The organism is Pseudomonas sp. EA_65y_Pfl2_P78, from assembly GCF_963970495.1.
Taxonomy (GTDB): Bacteria; Pseudomonadota; Gammaproteobacteria; order Pseudomonadales; family Pseudomonadaceae; genus Aquipseudomonas; species Aquipseudomonas baetica_A.
In genome coordinates this window covers 63,145-84,601 of sequence record NZ_CAXAON010000020.1, presented here as the reverse complement: position 1 = coordinate 84,601, position 21,457 = coordinate 63,145, and the positions used below count along the sequence as shown (strand labels likewise).

General features: G+C 57.1%; 12 protein-coding genes. 2 read left to right on the top strand and 10 right to left on the bottom strand.

Translation table 11 applies throughout. The annotated features are described in order from the left end of the window. Positions 1-27 precede the first annotated feature (27 nt). The 7 genes from AACY02_RS16570 to AACY02_RS16540 all read right to left on the bottom strand — a co-directional run bounded on the left by AACY02_RS16570 (position 28) and on the right by AACY02_RS16540 (position 10,076). Positions 28-975 carry a lysylphosphatidylglycerol synthase transmembrane domain-containing protein gene (locus AACY02_RS16570; RefSeq protein WP_339432876.1) on the bottom strand — a complete coding sequence of 316 codons (948 nt, stop codon included), beginning with the start codon at positions 973-975 and terminating at the stop codon, positions 28-30. Beyond that, the gene (locus tag AACY02_RS16565; protein ID WP_339432875.1) at positions 972-1,712 is read right to left on the bottom strand and encodes an SDR family oxidoreductase; all 741 of its coding nucleotides are present in this window, start codon (positions 1,710-1,712) and stop codon (positions 972-974) included. Before AACY02_RS16565 ends, AACY02_RS16570 begins: the two co-directional genes overlap by 4 nt. Then, on the bottom strand, positions 1,709-3,025 hold the full coding sequence (locus AACY02_RS16560) for an FAD-binding oxidoreductase (protein ID WP_339432874.1): 1,317 nt from the start codon (positions 3,023-3,025) through the stop codon (positions 1,709-1,711). Before AACY02_RS16560 ends, AACY02_RS16565 begins: the two co-directional genes overlap by 4 nt. Continuing rightward, positions 3,022-4,491 carry a UbiA family prenyltransferase gene (locus AACY02_RS16555; RefSeq protein ID WP_339432873.1) on the bottom strand — a complete coding sequence of 490 codons (1,470 nt, stop codon included), beginning with the start codon at positions 4,489-4,491 and terminating at the stop codon, positions 3,022-3,024. The genes AACY02_RS16560 and AACY02_RS16555 overlap by 4 nt, the downstream gene beginning before the upstream one ends. Continuing rightward, positions 4,488-4,850, bottom strand: a complete 363-nt coding sequence (locus AACY02_RS16550) for a GtrA family protein (protein ID WP_339432872.1) — start codon at positions 4,848-4,850, stop codon at positions 4,488-4,490. Before AACY02_RS16550 ends, AACY02_RS16555 begins: the two co-directional genes overlap by 4 nt. A gap of 198 nt (positions 4,851-5,048) precedes the next feature. Beyond that, positions 5,049-6,470 carry an amino acid permease gene (locus AACY02_RS16545; RefSeq protein ID WP_339432871.1) on the bottom strand — a complete coding sequence of 474 codons (1,422 nt, stop codon included), beginning with the start codon at positions 6,468-6,470 and terminating at the stop codon, positions 5,049-5,051. Positions 6,471-6,818: 348 nt separating this feature from the next. Then, positions 6,819-10,076 carry a hypothetical protein gene (locus AACY02_RS16540; RefSeq protein WP_339432870.1) on the bottom strand — a complete coding sequence of 1,086 codons (3,258 nt, stop codon included), beginning with the start codon at positions 10,074-10,076 and terminating at the stop codon, positions 6,819-6,821. A 322-nt stretch (positions 10,077-10,398) separates the two neighbouring features. Between AACY02_RS16540 and AACY02_RS16535 the strand changes: the two genes are divergently transcribed. Beyond that, complete coding sequence (locus AACY02_RS16535; protein WP_339432869.1) at positions 10,399-13,545, top strand: transglycosylase domain-containing protein; 3,147 nt, start codon at positions 10,399-10,401, stop codon at positions 13,543-13,545. 193 nt (positions 13,546-13,738) lie between these two features. Further along, positions 13,739-18,862, top strand: coding sequence for a dermonecrotic toxin domain-containing protein (locus tag AACY02_RS16530; protein WP_339432868.1), 5,124 nt, complete (start codon positions 13,739-13,741; stop codon positions 18,860-18,862). Positions 18,863-18,911: 49 nt separating this feature from the next. Here AACY02_RS16530 and AACY02_RS16525 read toward each other — a convergent pair whose 3' ends face one another. From AACY02_RS16525 to AACY02_RS16515, 3 genes are read right to left on the bottom strand one after another with little or no spacing between them, the layout of a single operon-like run. Continuing rightward, entirely contained in the window at positions 18,912-20,132 is a 1,221-nt protein-coding gene (locus AACY02_RS16525) for a hypothetical protein (RefSeq protein WP_445262001.1), read from the bottom strand. 28 nt (positions 20,133-20,160) lie between these two features. Beyond that, positions 20,161-20,673, bottom strand: coding sequence for a CS1 type fimbrial major subunit (locus AACY02_RS16520; protein WP_339432866.1), 513 nt, complete (start codon positions 20,671-20,673; stop codon positions 20,161-20,163). Between the two features lie 33 nt (positions 20,674-20,706). Then, the gene (locus AACY02_RS16515) at positions 20,707-21,450 is read right to left on the bottom strand and encodes a molecular chaperone (RefSeq protein ID WP_339432865.1); all 744 of its coding nucleotides are present in this window, start codon (positions 21,448-21,450) and stop codon (positions 20,707-20,709) included. Between the last annotated feature and the right edge of the window lie 7 nt (positions 21,451-21,457).

Below are 21,457 nucleotides of genomic sequence, written 5' to 3'. Positions count from 1 at the left end.
TGATTAGTCACGCGACTTGATCATTCCCTATATCTCGACCTTGATTCTCGACAACGCCACAGCGCCTACCCCAACCGCCAGCCACAACGTCGCCAACCGCAACAACCCCGTTGCCGCAATCGCATCCGGCACCCCCACGCCGCCCGACACCAGTAACGTCACCATCACCGCTTCGGCACTGCCCAACCCGCCGGGCATAAAACTTAATGCCCCGGCCAACATGGAAACGGCATAAATGAACATCGCGAATGTCAGAGGTATACCCGCGCCCATGGCATTGAGAATCCAGTAAAACGCCAGCGCTTCCAGCCCCCAGGCCAGAAGACTCAACAACGTCGCGCCGATCTGGCGACGTGGGGTGTGGCAACTGTGGGACTGGTGCAACACTTGAACGACATGACGCAACAGGCGGGGAAACCAGCCGCGCCTTTGTTCGACCCGCCGATCAATGGCACTGACAAGTTCTGGCCGTGACACCAGCAAGACGCAGCACGCCAATAGCACCAGACAAACGCCGATCATCGACAACCATTCGGGGTGCGCGCTCAGGCCGAACAAGGCCAACACCACCATCGCCAGCAAATCCGAGAGGCGCTCACTGAACAGCGCGGCAAAACTGTGTGGATAAGGCACGTCCCAGCGCTTGAGCAAAACCCCGCGCAACGCCTCGCCAGCCTTGCCGGGGGTGGTGGTCAAGGCGAACCCTGCCAGATAGATTTTCAGACTCGGCCGCCAAGACAGCGGATGGCGCAGGGCATTGAGATAGATCTGCCACCGCAAAAATCGCAAACCGTAACCAAGCAGCACCAGTCCGACGATTTGCCCGCCCTGCCACCACCCCACTCGACTGACGGCCGCGCTCACGGCCGACCACCCACCCCACAGGGAAACGGCCAGGTACGCGAGGGCGGAGCAGACCACCGAACCGATCAGCACCCGATAGCGCCACCCGGAGAGCATCAGCGCCTGGTTCATAGGTTCAGCCTCTTGAAAACCGGTTGCGGTATGGCCCGAATCAACCACATGATCCACGCCCAGAATCCGGGTACGTAAAGCACCGTCCTCTTGCGTTCAATACCTGAAACGATTCGTCGGGCAACGGCATCCGGTTGCGCAATCAGCAGCGCCGGTATCGCCAGCCCTTGAGTCATCGGTGTATCGACAAAACCGGGTTTGATGGTGATTACATGCACACCCGACTTGTACAAGCGTGGGCGCAACCCTTCGCAAAACGCGGTAACCGCCGCTTTGGCTGCGCCATACACATAATTGGAAGGGCGTCCGCGATCGCCGGCAACGGAGGAAATGACGGCTAACGTGCCATGGTGCTGAACGGCCATGCCATTAGCCAACAGCGTCAGCAGGGTAATCACTGAAGTGGCGTTATTGGCAAATGCCTTCGCGGTCATCTCAACGGATTGTTCGCACTCACGTTGATTCGGCAAGGTGCCGTAGGCAATCAGGCAGATATCCACTGTCTGCAACGTCGTCAGGCAGCGCTCGAACATGACGGCGTGTTCGGCGGTATCGCTGACGTCCATCACATACGGTGTCACCGCTCGCGCACCTCGGGCCTGCAGATCGGCGCAGGTTTGCTGCAGCTTTTGCCCATCCCTGGCGACGAGAAAAAACTCGCTCCGTTCAGCCGCCCACCGTCGCGCGCAGGCGCTGGCAATGGCCGATGTGGCGCCCACTATCAATATTTTTTTCATCGCAGAACTCGCTGCCAGAAACGGGAAATCAGGGCCGGGTCGCGCATGGCTTCCACTTGCTCCCAGGCGGGATAGGCTTGGCGAAAATCACTGCCGCTCATGTGGGCGTCTTTCGCCGGGTACAAACGGCCCCCCGCTTCGCGGACGATGGCATCCAGACGCGGCAAGAGTTTTTTCGTCAGGGCATTGTTCTGCGCAAAATCCAATGCCAGTGAAGTGCCCGGCATTGGAAAGGACAGCAGCCCAGGGGAAGCCATATCGCCGCAGCGCTTGAGTACAGCGAGAAAGGAGCCGGAACCGCTGCGGGCGATGGAATTGAGTAGCTCGGACAAGGCTGCTTGCGCCACCTTGCTTGGCAAAACACACTGAAACTGCTGGAAGCCCTTGCGTCCGTAGATGCGGTTCCAGTGTTCGATGCCATCCAGTGGATAGAAAAACGGACTGTAGGCGACCGTCCGGCATTGTCTGCTGGCTGGTTGTCGCTGCCAGTAATGACGGTTGAACAGCTTCAAAGTGAGCGGATTGATCAGCGACACCGGTGGCCATATCGGCATGTGCAGCGAACGCTGTACTGCGGCCTCAAGCGCACCCGTTTCGCGATGATCGCCAGCGGTAAAAACACCGCGCCCTCGCGCATTGCCGCTGGCCAGACAGTCGATCCATGCAACGCTGTACTCGTGGCGGGCATCCATTTCGGCGGATAAGGCGAAGAAGTCATTCAGCCCTTCAAAACGAACCCGCGTGGTGTCGATCAGACTGGACTGGATCTTGCGCAGACGGATCTTCACCCACGTGATGACGCCCGTCAGGCCCAGGCCACCCAGGGTGGCGGCAAACCACTGGGGATTCTCTGTCGGGGAACAGACCATCGGCGGTTGCATGGATCGGTGTAAACCAAAACTCACCACCGAATGGGCAAACGTACCGCACCGGTGATGGTTCTTGCCGTGTACATCATTGGCCACGGCTCCGCCCAGCGTGACATGCCGCGTCCCGGGTGTGACCTGCAAAAACCAGCCATGGGGGATAGACAGCAGCAAAATCTCGCCCAAGGTCACTCCGGCCTCGGCGCAAATCTCACCGTTCTCCCAGTCAGCCTCGATGAAACGATTCAAGGGACGTAACTGCAACACATGATCACTGACGGCCAGACAGCTGTCGCCATAGCTGCGGCCATTGCCGAACGGCAACGTTGTGCCGTGGGTTTGGATCAACCGCTGCCACTGCGATCCGACGTCAGTTTGCCAGTGGCAGGGGTGGCCGGTTTGCGGGGTACGGGGATAGGCTCCCCATGAGGCCAGCAAAGACTTCATGCCGCCGCCCAGAAAATCAGGCAGAACACCGCCCCCATCGCCAGACTCAAGTGATCGCGCAGTGCGAACACTACCGGGTCGTCATTCATGCGACCGCGATGGGTCAGCAGCCAGATCCGGGTGATCCACAGCAGCAACACAGGGCAGGCAAGCCAGATCCATCGTGGATGCGCATAGAGCGCGATGGTCTCGCTGTCATGGATGTACAGCGCCAGCACCATGACGGTGAGATAACCGGACGCAGCGCCCAATGATGAAAGCATGGCCAGATCGGCGGGAAAGTAATCCCGGCCACCGGTTTTACCGGTGATGCCACTGTGCAGGGCGACCAACAGTTCGGCATAGCGCTTGACCAGCGCCAGACTCAAAAACATGAACATGGAGAAGGCGAGCATCCAGCCAGTCAATTCCAGTTCAAAAGCGGCGCCGCCGGCAATGATGCGCAGGGTGTACAGCAGCGCCAGGGTAATCACGTCGAGTGCCATCAGCCGCTTCAACACCAGTGAATAAATCAGTGTCAGCACGTAATAGCAGGCGAGCACCGCCACGAATGAGCGAGGCAGCCAAACCCAGGCGCCCGTGAAGGACACCAACAAGAGCAAAGGAAAAACCATCAACCCGGACTTGATCGACAAAGATCCACTGGCGAAGGGTCGATGGCGCTTGGTTGGATGCTTGCGATCATCGGCAAGATCGAGCAGGTCATTGAGGACGTAGACACCCGATGCACACAATCCGAAAAACACGAAAGCCAGCACACCGTGCCAAAGCGGCAGTGGATTGGCCAGTTGATGGGCGGCGAGCAGAGGAACAAAAATCAGCGCGTTCTTCACCCATTGATGAATGCGCAAGGCTTTATACCAACGCCTGAATGTCGTCGCGTCAGAGCGAATCACCTGAACAATCTTGCCCTGGTGCCGAATGGCACGCTCGACGCCCGGGAACGGATTGACGACATAGGCTTGCCTGGCCGAGCGCCATATCGGCAGATCGTCAAATGAATTACCGACGTAGTCGAACCCTTCCTCACCGTACAACGTCACCAGCACATCACGTTTATGCGCCCCTGACAGGTTGCGCTCAAGGGTCGTCCCCAACACCTCATCAAACACCTGAAGGTGCTCGGCAATGCGCACTGCCAATGAGTAGTGGCTGGCCGTGGCGAGGACTATTTTTCGGCCGCTGTTGCGTTGCGCCTCAATCATCCAGAGCACGTCGGGATCGTAGGGCAAGGTCGCGACATCGATGTCCGTTGATTGTGCCAACTGCTCTTTCAAATACGCTTTGCCATGCGTGAGCCAGGCCAACGGTTTCAGACATTGCAAAGGATTGCTGCGCACAAAGGCCATTGCGCATTCGAACAGCAAATCGGACTTGAGGAGAGTGCCGTCCAGGTCGACCACGAAAGGTTGTGAAGTCACACGATTCTCGGACGCTGGAGGGCAATCAGTCACCGATACGTTCATATCCGACGCTCCCGAAAGAGCACAAACCGGAAAAAGCAGTACCCCAATAAAATGTTGATCAGTGAAAAAGAAGCCACCGTCACCAGGCCGGGAAGATGACAGGCATCGGCAATCACGCCCACGCCGAAACTCACCGCGCCCATTGCGCCGACAAACATCAGGTAAGCGAACACCGAGGTTTCTCTCTCGAACGTGTAAAGCGCGTTCACGTAAAACGTGAACGCAGCGGCCACGCAAAACGCCGCAAAATTGCTCGATGCCTGATCGAGGCCGACCGCGGTGCAGAGCACGAAAAATATTTGCCAGTGGATCAGCGCATCTGCAAAGCCGATCACGCCGATTGCGGTGATTCCTTTCATGTCCGTTCCTTGCTGACTCCGACTTGTCGGGTCTTCAAGCTAGGCCATGGCGCAGGGGCGGTCTACTGTCAGAAATTACAGGTACGAGGGTTATTCCGACCAACGGTCATACGTATTTCATCCGTGCAGCGACCGCGCCGCCCTAATAAAAAAGCCCCGATCTCTCGACCGGGGCTTCGCCGTTTCAACGTCCTTCACTTACGAAGCCGAACGCACCGCGCCTTGCGACACCTGGGTCGGTTGCAGCTTGAACACGTAGAACAACACCGTCAGCACCACCAGGAATGCTGGGCCCACATAGAGCGCCACGCGGGTGTCGGGGAAGTACGCCATCAGGCCGACCACCAGCACCAGGAACGCCAACGCAAAGTACGAACTGACCGGGTACAGCCACATCTTGTATTTGAGGGCGGCACGTTCGCTGGCGCTCAGGCCTTTGCGGAATTTGAGCTGGGCCAGCAGGATCATCACCCAGGTCCAGATTGCGCCGAAAGTGGCAATCGACGTCACCCAGACGAAGACTTTTTCCGGCACCAGATAGTTGAGCAATACGCCCAGCAGCAGTGCGCCAATCGACAGCAGCAATGCGCGACGCGGCACGCCGTTACTGGACGTCTTGGCAAAACCGGCCGGGGCCTGCCCATTCTGCGCCAGGCTATAGAGCATGCGCCCGGTGCTGAAGATACCGCCGTTGCACGACGACAATGCCGCCGTGATCACCACGAAGTTGATGATGCCTGCTGCGGTCTTGATGCCCAGACGCTCGAACGTCATCACGAACGGACTGCCCTGAGTGCCGATTTCGTTCCATGGGTAAATCGACAGGATCACGAACAGCGCGCCGACGTAGAACAGCAGAATCCGCCAGAACACCGAGCCGATCGCATCGGGGATGGTCTTCTGCGGGTTCTTCGCTTCGCCTGCGGTCAGGCCGATCATCTCGACGCCGAGGTAGGCGAACATCACCATTTGCAGGGACATCAGCACACCCTGCACACCGTTTGGCATAAAGCCGCCATGGCTCCACAGGTTGGAAATCCCCAGCGCAACGCCGTCGTTGCCGAAACCGAAGGCGATAACGCCGATGCCGCCAATCACCATGGCGATGATGGTGACGATCTTGATCAGGGCGAACCAGAATTCGAACTCACCGAAGGCTTTGACCGCGATCAGGTTGACCGAGCCCATGCTGATCAGCGCTGCGAGGGCCCAGATCCAGCGCGGCACATCGGGGAACCAGATGCCCATGTACACGGCGACGGCAGTGATTTCCGCGACACACGTCACCAACCACAGAAACCAGTAGTTCCAGCCCGTGAGAAAGCCTGCCAACGGGCCGAGGTAGTCTTGCGCGTAGCGGCTGAACGAACCGGCCACCGGGTTATGCACGGCCATTTCGCCAAGGGCGCGCATGATCACCAGGATCGCCAGACCGCCAAGAATGTAGGAGAGCATGATCGCCGGGCCGGCCATTTCAATGGCCTTGGCCGAACCGAGAAACAGACCGACGCCGATACAGGCTCCGAGGGCCATCAGGCGAATATGCCGTTCGCCGAGTTCGCGTTTAAGCGGACCGCCCTGAGCGGTTTCGCCGTGAGGCAGGTGATTGCCAACTGGCATAGGGGTGCAACCTCGTCTTGTTATTGGATATGGCCACCGAGTGTTCAAGCGTCGGCCGATTAGCCTTGGCTCGTTGAAAACCGCGTCTGCTTCGTGGGCAAACGCGTCTTGCAGGACAGCCTGCAAGATCAGCGGGGCGTCAGTATAAAAACCTTGTCGCAGGTCTTTTCACTCTATAAACCACAAGATTCAGTGGGAGTTGTCGCAAGAATGCCAGTAGACCCGGCGGATCAACTGGCAAATGTAGGAAAACTCGCCACTGAAAACGGCGGCGAGTATTGCACAACCTTGGTGCATCGTCTTTTCGTCTGGCGTTTTTATCCAGCTCCGGGAACCTTGGCAAACGCTTTAATGGAGAGTCTGAACCGCGACCAGTTCTTCTGGATCAGGCAATTCAACAGACGAAAGATGCTCGACGCGGTGGCGGCTAATGTAACCGCCATCAATATCGGCGGGATCAAATTCACTGACGTTGAAGTCACGACCACCACGCCTTCTTCCATAGGTGTTTAACGTCGCGGCCAGCGCTCCGCTTTCCAGTACCTTATGCATGCCCTGTCTCATGGCGTCGGGGCTGGCAAACTTCGCAAATCCAGAGTTAGGCTCGTAAAAGAACCACTCTGGTCTACCGTTCCTGACTCTTATACCTGCAAGCATTGCATGATCTTTGGAGGCCAGCCTGAGTGTTTTCGAATCAGGAGAACTTTCCAGTGCATCGATAATTTCGTCGGCGTCCATTTTCGTCTTGGCTGCGCCCATATGAAAAGACTCCTTATTGTTCACCGTATTGTGAAACTCCGTCATGTCGGAGATAAATTTGGTGGATTCAGGCGCCTCTTTCGCCAGCGCAGCTCTGGGAATATTTTTAAGCAGTATGTCTTCGTTTCCGTGATGAATAGCGTAGGCCATGGCATTTGAGAGTCCTGCGCACTCACCTCTGGAGACCATATTGACGTGAGCCAGATACAGCCCCTGCGAAACAGGAACCACCTCGACAGCCAAACCTTTCAAATCCATGGCAAGAAGGTTTGAACTATAACGAGCGTCGCTGAGAATTTTTGTTTTTATTTCTTTTGTCAAAGCCCCTATTTCTTCAGGCTTGAGACCAGGCTCTGATACCAACTCAATCAATTCATCAAATTTCATTCCAGGAGTGTAGCCATCGATTGCGATTACATTCCCTTGCGTATAACCACGTTCAAAAGCTCGAAGATTATTCTTGTTCCGTGCAAATTCGACATTGTTATGAAAATTCAAATAGACACGGGATTTTGCCTCACTGCCCAAGGTTCCACCCCAGCAGAAACGTTGAGGCGTGAAATTGCCCGGCGGACCATAAAGCCTGCGGGTGTCCAGGTTGTACTGGTGCCAATTGTCATTTTTCAATACCCCCACGCCCTCGATACTTTGCTCACCCACTTTGAAGGTGCCCAGCACTGTCGGCCCGTGCGCCTTACTGACTCCGAGCAGCACGTCATACCCGCTCGCAGACGCCCGAAGTCTGTTCAATTGGTGCAGCCCTTTAACGCCCACGAACTTGATCCCCCGACCCAGTAGCTGCACACCTGCCGCTATGCCACTCACCGGATTAAGTTCGCTGATGACAACGGCCCCTATTATTTTCGCTATCCTGAGCGCTTTGCTGATTGCCGAAGCCGTCCTGCCCCCCACTTGTGCCAACTTGGCTGCGGCACCCAGGCCAGCAGTGACGAATCCCAATACGTCGAGGAACAGATCAATGGCTCCGTCTAGATGTTTGCCTTCTACAAAATGGGTAACGGCAGATTTGAAGGGAATCAGGTTGAGCAAAAACTCCACGCGGGATTTCATGGCCGCCCATTCCTTGTCATACGTCGTCTGACCTTCAGCAGCGTTCAGAATCTTCTCGCTGTCGTAATCAAGATGCTCAACGAAGGCATTGGCAATCGTCAGGGTTCTCTCGCTGGAGTAGCTTTTCGGAGGCAAGGCCTGCGTCGCGCTTACTTGCTTGAGCTTCGCAGCGACCGATTTGTCAGCGACATAAAAGGGTTCGGTGGTGTACACGGTGCTCGGAATATTCACGTTGGTTCGTTCTGCCACTTGAGCAGGGTCAGAACCACTTTTTGTGATCGAGTCGGCCCCTAAATCAATGTGATACACGCTTACTTTTTTTTCCGTTCCGCGCTCGACTCTCAATGTCAGTGTCGGACTGGTGTAGGTCAGGCTCCTGCCAAAAAAGCTCGTACTCAGCTTGTAGGTCTTGTGTTGATAGAAATCGATCTTTCCATATTCGAGGTTTTCTCGGTCATCCAGCGACAACTCGGATATCAGGTGTTTTACGGTTAACCGGGCGCCTTCCTTGAGGTTGCTCAGCGTCGTTGCAAACTGCTTCCTGAAAGTCTCCCGCACGCGAAGGTTCAGTTCGTTGATGTCGTGAATGACAGCGTTCAGAAGTTTGTCGCTGGATTTCCATCGATAATTGCCATCCATCATTGCAACGTCCAGCAACGAGTACTTGCCCTGCGGCCCTAGCACATCGCTCGGCACGGGCGCGAGATGACTTAACACTTTTACCGAGCTGTCCCATTCAAGCGCGGCTTTTTCAAACGGAAAGTCTTTGTTAAATTCCTTTTCCAGCCCGGCCAACGCAATGCTTTTGCGACTTTGAAACACGCTCTTCAATAACACCGGCGTATTGAGCCGGTCGATCATTTGAGCATTGAACTGTTCTTTTATTTCGCCAAGTTCTACTTCGGTGTAGCGTTCATCGTCTTTCTTTTCCAAGGCGACATGGACAACGCCCCAATCGATCAGAGCAATTGTCTGGGCATACCGGGTAACGGTCGGATCGGTCATGGCAGCATGTTCAGCACAGATCATGACCTGGGCAAAGGTCATATTGGCGAGCTTGCCCGGACATTGAGCTTGGATCGTCGCAGCGGCAACGGCCAGGTTGAACCACGCCGGACCGCCATACTTGACGCCGTCCGGGATGTCTTTGATCAGGAACAGAGGGGCATTCCTTGCCAACAAGGCGTACGCGCCTAACCCGGCCATTTCAGGGCTGCTGATGAGTTCTTTGATCAAGTGTTCACGTAGTTTGTTGAACACCGCCGAAACCGGTTTCCCCCAATGTTGACGACTGGCCAGATCGAACCCCGCGACGCTGTTGCGTTGAGTGTTTTCAATAGACAGCGGGTCAAGATTCAACTGAATGGCGGCCAGTGCGTATTCATTGATGCTGACGTCCGTGGAAATGCCTTTCAAACGGGTTTGTACCGCCAGCCCAAGCGCCTGGCCGCAAGCGCTGGCAATGAGTGTTTCCAGTGCCTTGGCAGGATTGCCTAATGTTTCACTGTCAAGCGGATGGTTCAGGTACAAATGCTCCAGCAGTTGCTGGCCTGGTTTCCATAGTTCATCAAGTCCTTCGATATAAAGCTGAACGGCATTCAGCACTTCGTGCTGCTGATCAGTACTCAATGGAATCGGCCAGGACAAGGCTCCGCCAAAGTCGCCAAGTGCGGACGGCGAGATATCTTCAGCTTCCTGCCTTGCAGACTCAAGTTCATATTCATAACTGTCAGACACCGGAACAGCATCCACGACGACATCATTTGCTTCGATCATACAATCTTCCTTGATAAATAAACGAAGCAAAAGTAAACAACAGGCACCTTTAAATAAAAAACCGAAAACCGTTACTAATCGTATGCATGACCAAACAAAAGAACCATCTACTTACACACTTCAGCTTACTTGAATAACCTTTTAACAATCAGCAACTTCCTCCTGCACTCACGCACCACAAAAAGTCGCAAGCGCCCGCCTGAAGTCCGGCACCTTCATCGAGCCTCTTGGTCCGTGTCGCTGCACAATTTCCCTCCTGTCGCCCACCACCGTCTAAGCTTCAGACAAGTCCGATCAATCTGCGTGAATGGATCAATCGACTATGGGCGCTTTGTGGCAAACCGATTCGAGTAAAGCCGTGGTTCCGACTGACCGTGTGGATGACGAAGCGCCTGTCCCTGAAAAAAACCGCCGCAACCGGCATGGGTGGAAGGCTTTCTGGCTGTTGCTGCTGATTATCCTGATCGTGGTCGGGCTGGCGGCGGCCAGGGAAATGCGCACCTCGCGTTTCCAGGCCCGTGAACTCAGCCGCTACGCAGCCTCACTGACCTACAAGCTTGAACCAGGCCCCAGCGAAGCGATTCGCTACCCCGGCAATGGGCCCTTCGATTTGCGTCTGGGTTACAGCTCGCTCGATGAACTCCTGCCGCGCCTGCTCAAACGCGATTACGTGATCACCGAGCAGACCCGTTTCTCGCCGGCGCTGCTCAGCTATACCGGCAAGGGCATGTTCGTGCCCTATGCGGAAAAGACTCAGGCCGGCCTCTCGATCACCGACTGCCGCGCCGCGCCGCTGTATCAGTACAACTATCCGCAGCAACTGTATTCGAGTTTCGCGGCGATTCCGCCGGCGGTGGTCAACAGCCTGCTGTTCATTGAAAACCGTTTTCTGCTTGACCCCAGGCAACCGATGACCAACCCGGCGGTGGACTGGCCCAGGTTCGGCATGGCCGCGTGGTCGCAAGTGGCGAAGTTGCTGCACTTGCCCGGGCAATCGGCGGGTGGCAGCACGCTGGCGACGCAACTTGAAAAATACCGGCACTCACCCGATGGCCTGACGGTGTCCGGCGCCGAGAAGATTCGCCAGATGATCTCCGCCAGCGTGCGCGCCTATCAGGACGGCCCGCAAACCTTGACCGCGCGGCAGAACATCGTTCGTGACTACCTCAACAGCGTGCCGCTGTCGGCTGTGCCGGGCCACGGTGAAGTGCATGGCATGGCCGAAGGGTTGCGGGTCTGGTACGGCAGCGACTTCAACAAGGCCAACGAACAGTTGAACAGCCCGGCGACCGACCCGAAAACCATGGCTGATAAAGGCCTGGCCTTGCGTGAAATGCTGTCATTGATGATCGCCCAGCGTCGTCCCACCCATTACCTGAACAAGGGCCACGAAGAACTCGCCGATCTCACCGACAGCCATTTGCGCCTGCTCAAGCAGAACGGCGTGATCGACAGCGCACTCGCCGATGCCGCACTGGCCAGCCAGGTCAGCTATCGTGACTGGCAGACCCAGCCGACTCTTCAGCCGATTGAAACCAACAAAGGTATCAACGCTGCTCGTAGCCGCCTGGCCGCGATGCTCAATCGTTCGCTGTACGACCTTGACCGCCTCGACCTCTCGGCCACCAGCACGCTGCAAGGCGACCTGCAAACCCAGGTCACCGCTTACCTGAAAAAACTCGCCGACCCGGCCTACGCCGCTGAAATCGGCCTGCTCGGTGAACGGCTGCTGACGCCTGTCAGCACTGCTCAGGTGCGCTACAGCTTCACCTTGCTCGAACTCACCCCCGACGGCTCGCGAGTGCGGGTGCAGACCGACAGCACCGACCAGCCCTTCGACATCAACGAAGGCAGCAAACTCGAATTGGGCTCGACGGCGAAGATGCGTGTGCTCACCACGTACCTGCAAATCATCGCCGAGTTGCACGACAAGTACGGTGCGCTGAGCGTGCCGGAACTGAAAAAGGTCGACGTCCCCGACCAGGATCGCCTCAGCCAATGGGCCATCGATTACCTGATCCAGAACAAGGACCACGACCTCTCGAAAATGCTTGGTGCAGCGCTGGATCGCAAATACTCGGCCAGCCCCGGCGAGGCGTTTTTCACCGGTGGCGGGTTGCACGTTTTTCATAACTTTCGCAAGGAAGACAACGGCCGCATGCCGACCCTGCGCGACGCCCTGCGCGAGTCGATCAACCTGCCGTTCATTCGTCTGATGCGCGATGTGGTGCGTTACACCACTTACTCCGGTCCCAACAGCAGCGCCGAACTGCTCAAGGACGACCGCGACCCAAGGCGTCAGGAATACCTGGCGAGCTTTGCCGACCGTGAAGGTACAACGTTCTTGCTCAAGTTCTGGAAGAGGTACAGAAACAAAGACACCCAGGCGCGGCTCGAAACCTTCCTCGACAGCATGCGCCCGACCCCGATCCGCATGGCCGCCGTACACCGTTACCTGTTGCCGAACGCGACTCAGGAAGACTTCAACCGCTTCGTGCGCTCGCACCTCAAGGACGCCAAGCTCACTGTAAAACTCACCGACGATCGCTTGATCCGGCTCTATGACGCTTATGGCCCGGGCCGCTACGACCTCCCGGACCAGGGCTTCATCGCCAAGGTTCACCCGTTGGATCTGTGGCTGATGGGTTACCTGCTGAACAACCCGGACGCGACGTTCAGTCAGATCGTCAAAGCCAGCCACTTCGAACGCCAGGAAGTCTATAGCTGGCTGTTCAAGAGCAAGCACAAGGGCGCGCGCGACAGCCGCATCCGCACCATGCTCGAGATCGAAGCCTTCCTGGAGATTCACCAGCGCTGGAAAAAAGTCGGCTATCCGTTCGATCATCTGGTGCCGTCGCTGGCCACCGCCATCGGCAGTTCAGGCGACCGTCCGGCAGCGCTCGCGGAGTTGATCGGCACCATTCTCAACGATGGCGTGCGCATGCCGACCCTGCGCATCGACAGCCTGCACTTTGCTGCCGACACGCCGTATGAAACGCGGCTGATCAATGACCCGCATGTCGGCAAACGGGTGATGCCGTCGCAAGTTGCCACCGCCATGCGCGAAGCGCTTTCACAGGTGGTCGACGCCGGTACGGCCAAACGTGTTGCCGGCAGTTTCAAACTGGCCGATGGCAGTCCGCTGGCCATGGGCGGCAAAACGGGTACAGGCGATAACCGCATCGAGGCCATCGGTTCGGGCGGACGCATCCTCAGTTCGAAGTCGATCAACCGCACGGCGACCTTCGTGTTCTACATCGGCGATCACCATTTCGGCACCCTCACCGCGTACGTTCCGGGGCCTTCGGCAGAAAACTTCAAATTCACTTCAGCCTTGCCAGTACAGGTACTCAAGGGCATGGCACCGTTCCTCACCCCGTATCTGCAACCGGGCAGCGACTTGCAATGCCACCCTGCACAGAGCACAAACGTTGCGATGATCAATCCGGAACGCCTGAAGACGAGGTAACAAATCGTGTCAGTCGTTTCCGATTCAGCGTGACGTTTTTTCTTCACGGCGGGTGGTACTTATGTATTTTTCGAATTCGAATTTTCGTCGGGTTGATGCCCCGTAGCGCCGTTTGCTTCCTGAACTTTGAACTTTTGTTTTGGCCTTGCGCCGGTAGGCTGATCACTCCTCAAACAATCAAGGATGATTGGCCATGTCTCCCATACCCGAGTCTGTCGAAAACGCAGAAAAAGGTCGGCACTACGAATTCATCAAGTCTGCCGTCAGCGACAGTTTCAAAGGCGCCACCGTCGCACGGGGCCAAGCGTTGGCAGCCGTGCCACTGAAGATCGAACCCTGGTACTTGACGGCGCCAGACACCTGGCTGGAAAAACTCGCTGCCGCCAATCTCAAGGCCTGGGCCTCGCAAAACCCGGTTGACCACCTGCTGGCGAAAACCGATCTGCACGCCTTCGCCGAACCGTTGCTCAAGGCCGCAATCAAACGGCGCCATGGCCTGAATCTCGATGTCAAGAAAACCTACCTGCGCCTGTACATGCCCAAAGACCAGCCCTGGTACACGATCAAGCTCTCGGGTGCAGTGACCAGTCGAACGGTTTCCCTGCTGGAAGCCGCGCTACACAACTTCGCCAAAAGTGAAACGGTTGATCGCGGCTCGGAGTACATCAGCAAACCCGATGAACGCGGTTTGTTCGACGTCTTGCCCATCAGACACAGCATGTCCATCGCCCAGTTTCAGACCCTATGCCGGGATCTGGACATCGGCGCCCGTTATAAAAAGCATTTGCACAGGTATCTGTTGCCCGGCGAGCCGGTGGCAGAAGCCGTTCTGAAAACCAGGGTGATACAAAGCCAGCAAGACGCCCTCGCCGCCGCGGCTTACTTGGCCTTGATCAAGAACGACATCCAGGTCGACACCTGCACAATGCTGTTGAACCTGGCCGAAGACAAACCGCAACTGCTGCTCAATGGCCGCGCCATGTTGTGCTGCGACCTGTCGATTCTCGGCACCCGGCTGACCGGCATTCTGCTGCTCATCCATGCGGTGCGCGACAACCGCGGGATTCGACGCGTGATCGTTTATGTCCCCCATGATCCGGATCATCCGCTCAAGGAGTACGACTCGCTCAAGGCGTTCAAGGAAGAATTGACCCGCCAGTTGCGCGAAGACAAATACATCGAGTCAACCAAGCAAACGTATCGCCAGTTCTTCAGCGATTTCGTCGATCAGCAGCAGCGTGGGCACTTCTTTGCCGAACTGGAGCAACGGCTGTTCATTTATCGGTATCACCCGCGCCAGGATCCGACCGACCAACAACCGCCATGGCGACAGGACCCGGTGGACAACCCGAACCTGCAATTTGATCGTGTGCAGTTGCAAGGCAACTACTGGCGGCACCTCTATCAACAAAAGTTCAACAAGATCCTGAATGATGCCCGGGAGTTAGCCGTCTCCACCGCCGACACCGACAGCAAGGCGCGCTGGGCCTGGTGGGAAAATTTTCAGAAAATGCTCTCGGACATTCTCAACGTCGCGCTGTTGGTCGTCACACCGTTTGTACCGGTGCTGGGCCAGTTGATGCTGGCTTACACCGTTTACCAACTGGCCACCGACGTTATCGAGGGGATTGTCGATCTGGCCCAAGGGCAGTCGCTGGAAGCCGGCGAGCATCTGATCAGTGTGGTGACAGACATCATTCAACTGGCAGCCTTTGCCTCGGGCGCAAAAATCGGCGAGGTCGTTCGCGTCAAGCTGTCATCGCTGGTGGACGAGATGAAACCGGTGAAACTGCCCAATGGCAAACCCAGCCTCTGGCATCCCGACATCAAGCCTTACGAGCGCAACGACATCAGCCTGGCACCCGACGCGAAACCCGACAAGCATGGCCTGCATTTGTACGGCGATGAAAGGATCTTGCTGTTGGAACGTAAACTCTACGCGGTCGAAAAAGCATCGAGCGAACCGACGTCCAAGACCCATCGCATCAAGCACCCGACACGCCCAAACGCTTATAAACCGTTCATCGAACACAACGGTCACGGTGCCTGGGTGCAGGAAATAGAAAACCCGCGCGACTGGGACTTTGCGACGTTGATGCGTCGTGTCGGACACAGCGTGGAAGGCTTTTCGCCGGTGCAACGCGAACAGATCCGTGTGATCAGCGGCACGCACGAAAACCAACTGCGCCAAATGCACATCGATAACACGGCACCGCCGCCGCTGCTAACCGACACCATCAAGCGTTTCAGTGCCTACGACGATGCCCAAGTCGCCAGTGCGAATATCCGCAATGGCCGCCCCATCGACCCGCAGGCCGTCTGGTTCGAACCGCTGCTGACGAGCCAGCCAGGCTGGCCACGCACCAAGGCGCTGAAGGTGTATGAAAGCGCCGACCTGCAGGGTTACGTGCGTACGTACGGCGATGCCAATGCGGCGGATGCCGATACCCTGAGCATCAGCCTTGCGGATCTCACCTGGGGCAAACTGCCGGAACGGTTGGCACGTTTTCTCGACGATAACGAGTTCAAACAACTGCTCGGTCGTGACGTCCCTCTCAGCGATCGGGCAACAGCGGTGCGTAACCTGCTCGCCGATGCCGTCGACACGCGTCACAAAGATGTCTCCAACTACCTGTATCAGGTGGGTGAAAAATCAAACAAGGCCGATATCCGCGCCGTACAAAAAACATTCCCGCAACTCCCGTTGCCATTGGCCGAGAAGGTCGTGGCCCTGGCGAACCCGGCCGAGTTGCAACGTATCGCCGACGAAAACCATTTGCCACTGCGCCTCAAGGCGCAAGCGCGGGAGCTGGATTTCGAAGCATCCACCGCCCGCGCCTATAACGGTTTTTTCCGAGAGCAATGGATGCTCCCGGAGACCGAGCGACTGGCGCTCAACACCCTCAAGTTCCACACCGACGCTTTTGCCGATGTGCGTTTAGACGTGCACGACGGCAGCTACGACGGCCCGTTGCGCTGCAGCGTCGGCGCGGATGATGCAACCACCGTCAGACGTCTGGTTCGTGACGAACATGGCCGCTATGAAGTGCTCGACGCCAACAATCGCACGCTGCATGAAGCCGACGACTTCTACGAGTCGATCCTGCATGCCCTGCCTGACGAAAAACTGCAGGCAGCGGGATACCGGCGAGGTCAGGGTCAACGGCTCAAACAGTGGCTGATGGAAACATCCGCCGAGCCGGCCGAGCGCCGCAGCGTGATGGCCGAACCACCGATTCGTCGGGTGGCCAGTGTTGAAACCGAAACGCTGACTGGTCGCTGGCCATGGCCCTGGGCGCAAAACACACCGGAACAGAAAGTCCGAAAGTTGTACCCGAAAATGTCTGAGCATCAGGCGAAGATGTTCATCGAAAAGCTGCGCAAGAATGGCGATCCCGCTGACACGATCAAACACCTGGAAAGCGAACGCGAGCAATTGCGCACAGAGATGCAGAATTGGCGGGAAAGCTACCCGCCCGACGTGGATGGGTCGGGAGAAGCGATCCCCGGAGTATCGACGCAGTACATGCAGGAGGGCGGACGGCATATCGAGGAACGGCTGCTTGAGTGCTTCGAGCGTCAAAACGACTCTTTTGCCGAGCACAGCCCCCCTCAAGAGCAAGGCTATTCGCTGGACCTGTCCAGCTCGCTTTCGCGGCCCAACCTTGATCGTTGGTGGAGCGATCTGCGCAGGCGGCCCGGGATGAAGAAACACCTTGACCAGATCACTTCGCTGAAACTCGATAAAACGCGTTTCTCGACATCGTCCGATGGCGTGCTCGGCAGCTTCCCCAGGCTACGTGAATTGAGCGCGCGTCAGTGTGACCTGACGCAGATCCCCCCCACCATCGGAGAAATGCGTCACCTCCAGAGTCTGGACCTGACCGACAACCGCATCAGGTTGACCGTGCGTTCAAATGAACAGCTCGCCGGCCTGGTTCGCCTGCGATCACTGACCCTGAACGGTAACCCGTTGCGCCAACCACCCGATGTCGGGCGGATGTATCGATTGAATGACCTCAGTCTGGCCAATACCGATATCCAGTCCTGGCCCGAAGGCCTGTTCAAGGTCGGCTCGGTGGACAAGCATCGTCCCCGCGGTTTCATGCTGGATATGCGTCATACGCCGATCAATACCCTGCCCGAAGTCACACCGGGTTCCGATCAGGCCTTTATCCTCAGTCGCGCGCGTTTCAACACGGCCAGGCTTTCCAATGAGGAGCGGGTACGCTATGGCACTTATCGTCAATCCACAGGGCTGGCCTTTGTGCAGACCGATTTTCCGGCGGCCACAAACGAGCTAAGCCACTGGAAATCGTTTCCCGGTGAACCGGACGCGTTTGGTCCCTCCTCGTCTTTGAGCAAGTACCGCGAAGAGTCCTGGCACGATCTGATGGCCGAGCCTGACGCCGAAGATTTTTTTGCCGTCATTGCCCGACAGAGGCGAACCGCCGATTACCAAAACGCGCAATCACGTCAGCAACTGACCCGGCGTGTCTGGGAAATGATCGATGCCGCCGCGCTGGATTCCAACCTGCGTGAAGAACTGTTCAAACAAGCCCGAGAGCCCGATAGCTGCCGCGACGGCGGTGCCTATCTGTTCAACTCCATGGGCATCAAAGTGCTGGTCTCGAAGGCCTATGCCGAGCCGGCCTCGGCCCTTGTGCTTGACCAAAAACTGGCGAGACTGGCCCGCAGCCGCGCACGCCTGAACATCGTCGGCGATATCGCTCGAGAAGAAATCGGCCGTCAAGCGCAACAGCATCTAATCGATCCGTCGAACAATCGCGCGCCGGATGATCTTGAAATCCATATGGCCTATGAAACCGGCTTGGCGGAACGGCTGGAGCTGCCTTGGCAATCAAAAGGCATGCTTTACCAGCAGCGATCAGGCGTTACCCAGGCGAAGATCGACGCGGCCTATGACTCGTTCAAGCTGCGCGAAAGCGGCAACGGACTGGTCGACGGCATGATTGACCCCAACGGGGATGATTTCTGGGAACGCCATTTGCGCAAAACCCATCCGACACAATATGAGCGCAATGATCTGCGGTTCGAGGAAAAACCGGGCCTGCTGGATGAGTTGCGCCTGGCACAGGCGGAGTACGCCAATGCCAACGCCCAGACGCAGATGAACCCGTTGATACGAAAGATGGAAACCCTGGCCGATCAACTGAACATTCCTCACGCGGATATTTTCAGCGGCGAGGCCATGAGTCAGGCGCGGTACGACCGACTGCTGAACAATATCGGTTATTCGCGTAACGAACTGTCCAGACAATTGACCCGCGAAGCGTTGATCAGCATCGGCCATTGACCCTCGCAAGGCGCCAGCCCTGAACCCGGGGCTGGCCAACTGATGCGCACTAACCCACCTCCGAATCCCAGATCACCGTGATATTGCCCCTGTAAATTCGGCCTTGGGCGTTGTCGATCATCCAGTGGGTTTGCTGTTCATCCACTTCGAAATGCAGGGTTCCCGGCTTGCGATCGATATAGAAGCCGGGTTGAAACGGTGCTGTCGCCTCGATCCCCAAGCGCTTGCGCGTGACCGCTTGCCCGGCGCTGTCGGTCAAGCCGTTGGGCAAACTGACACTGACGTCCACCCCGCCTGCGAACCCCTGCCCGTCTGCAATGGCGCAACCCGAGCCCACGCCCAGACTGTGCTCGCATTCAAGCTTCATGGTGAATTTCGACGACGCCGAGATTTGGAATATCTGATCGCGGTAAAGGCGCGAAGGCTTGCGTCCACTGTCCAGCCAGCGTTGCCAGCCGCCTTGCGGTTCCAGTACGACTTTGTCGCCCCCGGGTGGAATATCCACTTTCAGGGTGTGCTGCACGTCCAGCACAAAATCGAGGGTGAGGCTGCTGTCGTCCGGCTCAAACAGTTTGCCCATATCGAAATCCCCTCCAGGTCCCAGGCTGTAAGTCAACGAACCGGTATAACGGCCGGTAGACATGGTTAACGGGTTGGGGGTGCGCAGCTCGTAGGCGAAGTCCAGCTTGTCGAAATACATCGACGGAATGTGGTACGCCGGCACTTTAAAACAGTGGGCCTCTTGCGTGGTTTTCCAGAAAAACCGCCAGCTGTCCTCCTCGTAGGCGCCTTCGCCGCTGTACCAGCAAGGGGCAGGTATTGCTTGTACCCAATTACCCGTGGTCCATAACCTGCTATGGCCTTCAAGTGCATTGCTGCCGCCGGCCAGTCGCACAGCCGGATGGCTCAAAACATACCTGGAGCCCATGCCGGTAATGCGTATTTCCACAGATTGCGTTTCCTGTGTCTGGCTGTTTGTCACGGTCAGCCGCCGCAAATTGGCGGGGGCCTTTACTGCCGCCCAGTCAAAGATGCCTACGTAGCGGGTAGAACTGAAACGTATGGGTAATTCGATGCTGAACATGCCGTTATTTTCACATTGGCCCGGATAGGTGGCGCAATAACCGCTGTTCGGCGTTTTGTTGACGAACGTCATCTTGTCTGGTCTGGAAGAATCCGGTTGAAACAACGCACGGATCTCCTGATTGATCGCCTGCGCCTGAGGTATGCTCAACGCCGCCATCCATATCACCCCACAGAACCTCTTCATGCGTCTCCCCGCCTCTGCTGAACTCTTTTTATTGGTCTGCCTGCGCACCCGGCGCGCGGGCATTGAACAGCAACAACACGTTGCCGCTGTAATCCCCGGCCCGATAGCCACCGGCCGGTTCAACCGGGTCGATCACCAGCGCCACGCGCTTGCCCGCGGCCGCTTCTTCCTGAGAAAGGACCTGCTGCGGCGTCACCTGCGCACTCAATTCAACGCCATTGAAGGTGACCCGCAGACCGATCTCCTCACCCGGTCGGCCATTGGACAGGTAGGGAATAGCCTCCAGGCGCGCTTCAATCGCGCTGTTGTCGTGCCGCACATCGAAATTCTTTTGCAGGCTGCCCAGGGTCGAACTCGGATAATCCCATGCGAGCCGTTGCGGGCGGTGGATCCAGTCCGGCTCTGCAGGAATGATGTAAAACGCCCGACTGGGGATGGTCAGGGACACTTCAAAGGTGCGTATTTCCCGAGCCGCCCAGGCCGTGGAGTCGGCCAGAGCCACCGTGGCCATCAGCGCGGCGGCGGTATATTGCTTGATCATGTCGGTTACCCGTTGCGTCAATGAAAAGCAGGCCTAGCGGCTCACAACTTTCAGGGCTTTCCTGTCGGCGCCCTCGATCAGAAAGAAGCGATACTCACGCCCCTTCTCCTTGTCGAAGGCGAAGCTATTGCCCGCCAGCACATGGTGTTTGGTCGTCGCGCCGCAGTCGGTTTCCTTGGTCAGTGAACAGTTTTTGAACTCGTCGACGATCAACACCGTATTGCCGTCGTTGCGCAATTCGTAGCGACTGTCGGTTTCGTTGATGGCAGTGGCGAACCGCGCATCTTTGGGCCGCACGAAAAAAACCGTACCGAATCCGGTCATCACATTGACCCCGGCCTTGAGGGCTTTTTTGTAGTCTTCGCGCTCTTCGCCGGTGACGGTGAACTCGTCTTCCTTTTCCGGCACCACTGGCACAAAACGCACTCGGAAGTACCGCTCGCGATCACGCTCGCCCATATACAGCAAGCGGGTGCCCTGCATGCCCTGGGCCGGCACGATCAACCGCGCGGGGCTTGCCATCAAGCCATTGCGCGAGGCACCGTCGGCGGCGTTCGCCACAGGAATTTCCTGTGGCTTGCCCTCGGCGTCGTAGACGATTTCCAGCACGTTGATCTTGACGAACGCCGTGGCGTCGCCGCTGTTGAACACGCGTTTGAGGTAGGTGCTTTTATCAGCATCGAGATAGTCGTACACAGTGCCGACATTGATCTGCGGGCCCGCCTGCGCCGTCAGGCAAAACAGGCTGAGCACGCCCAGCAAAAAACCACGGTTCATCGTTTTC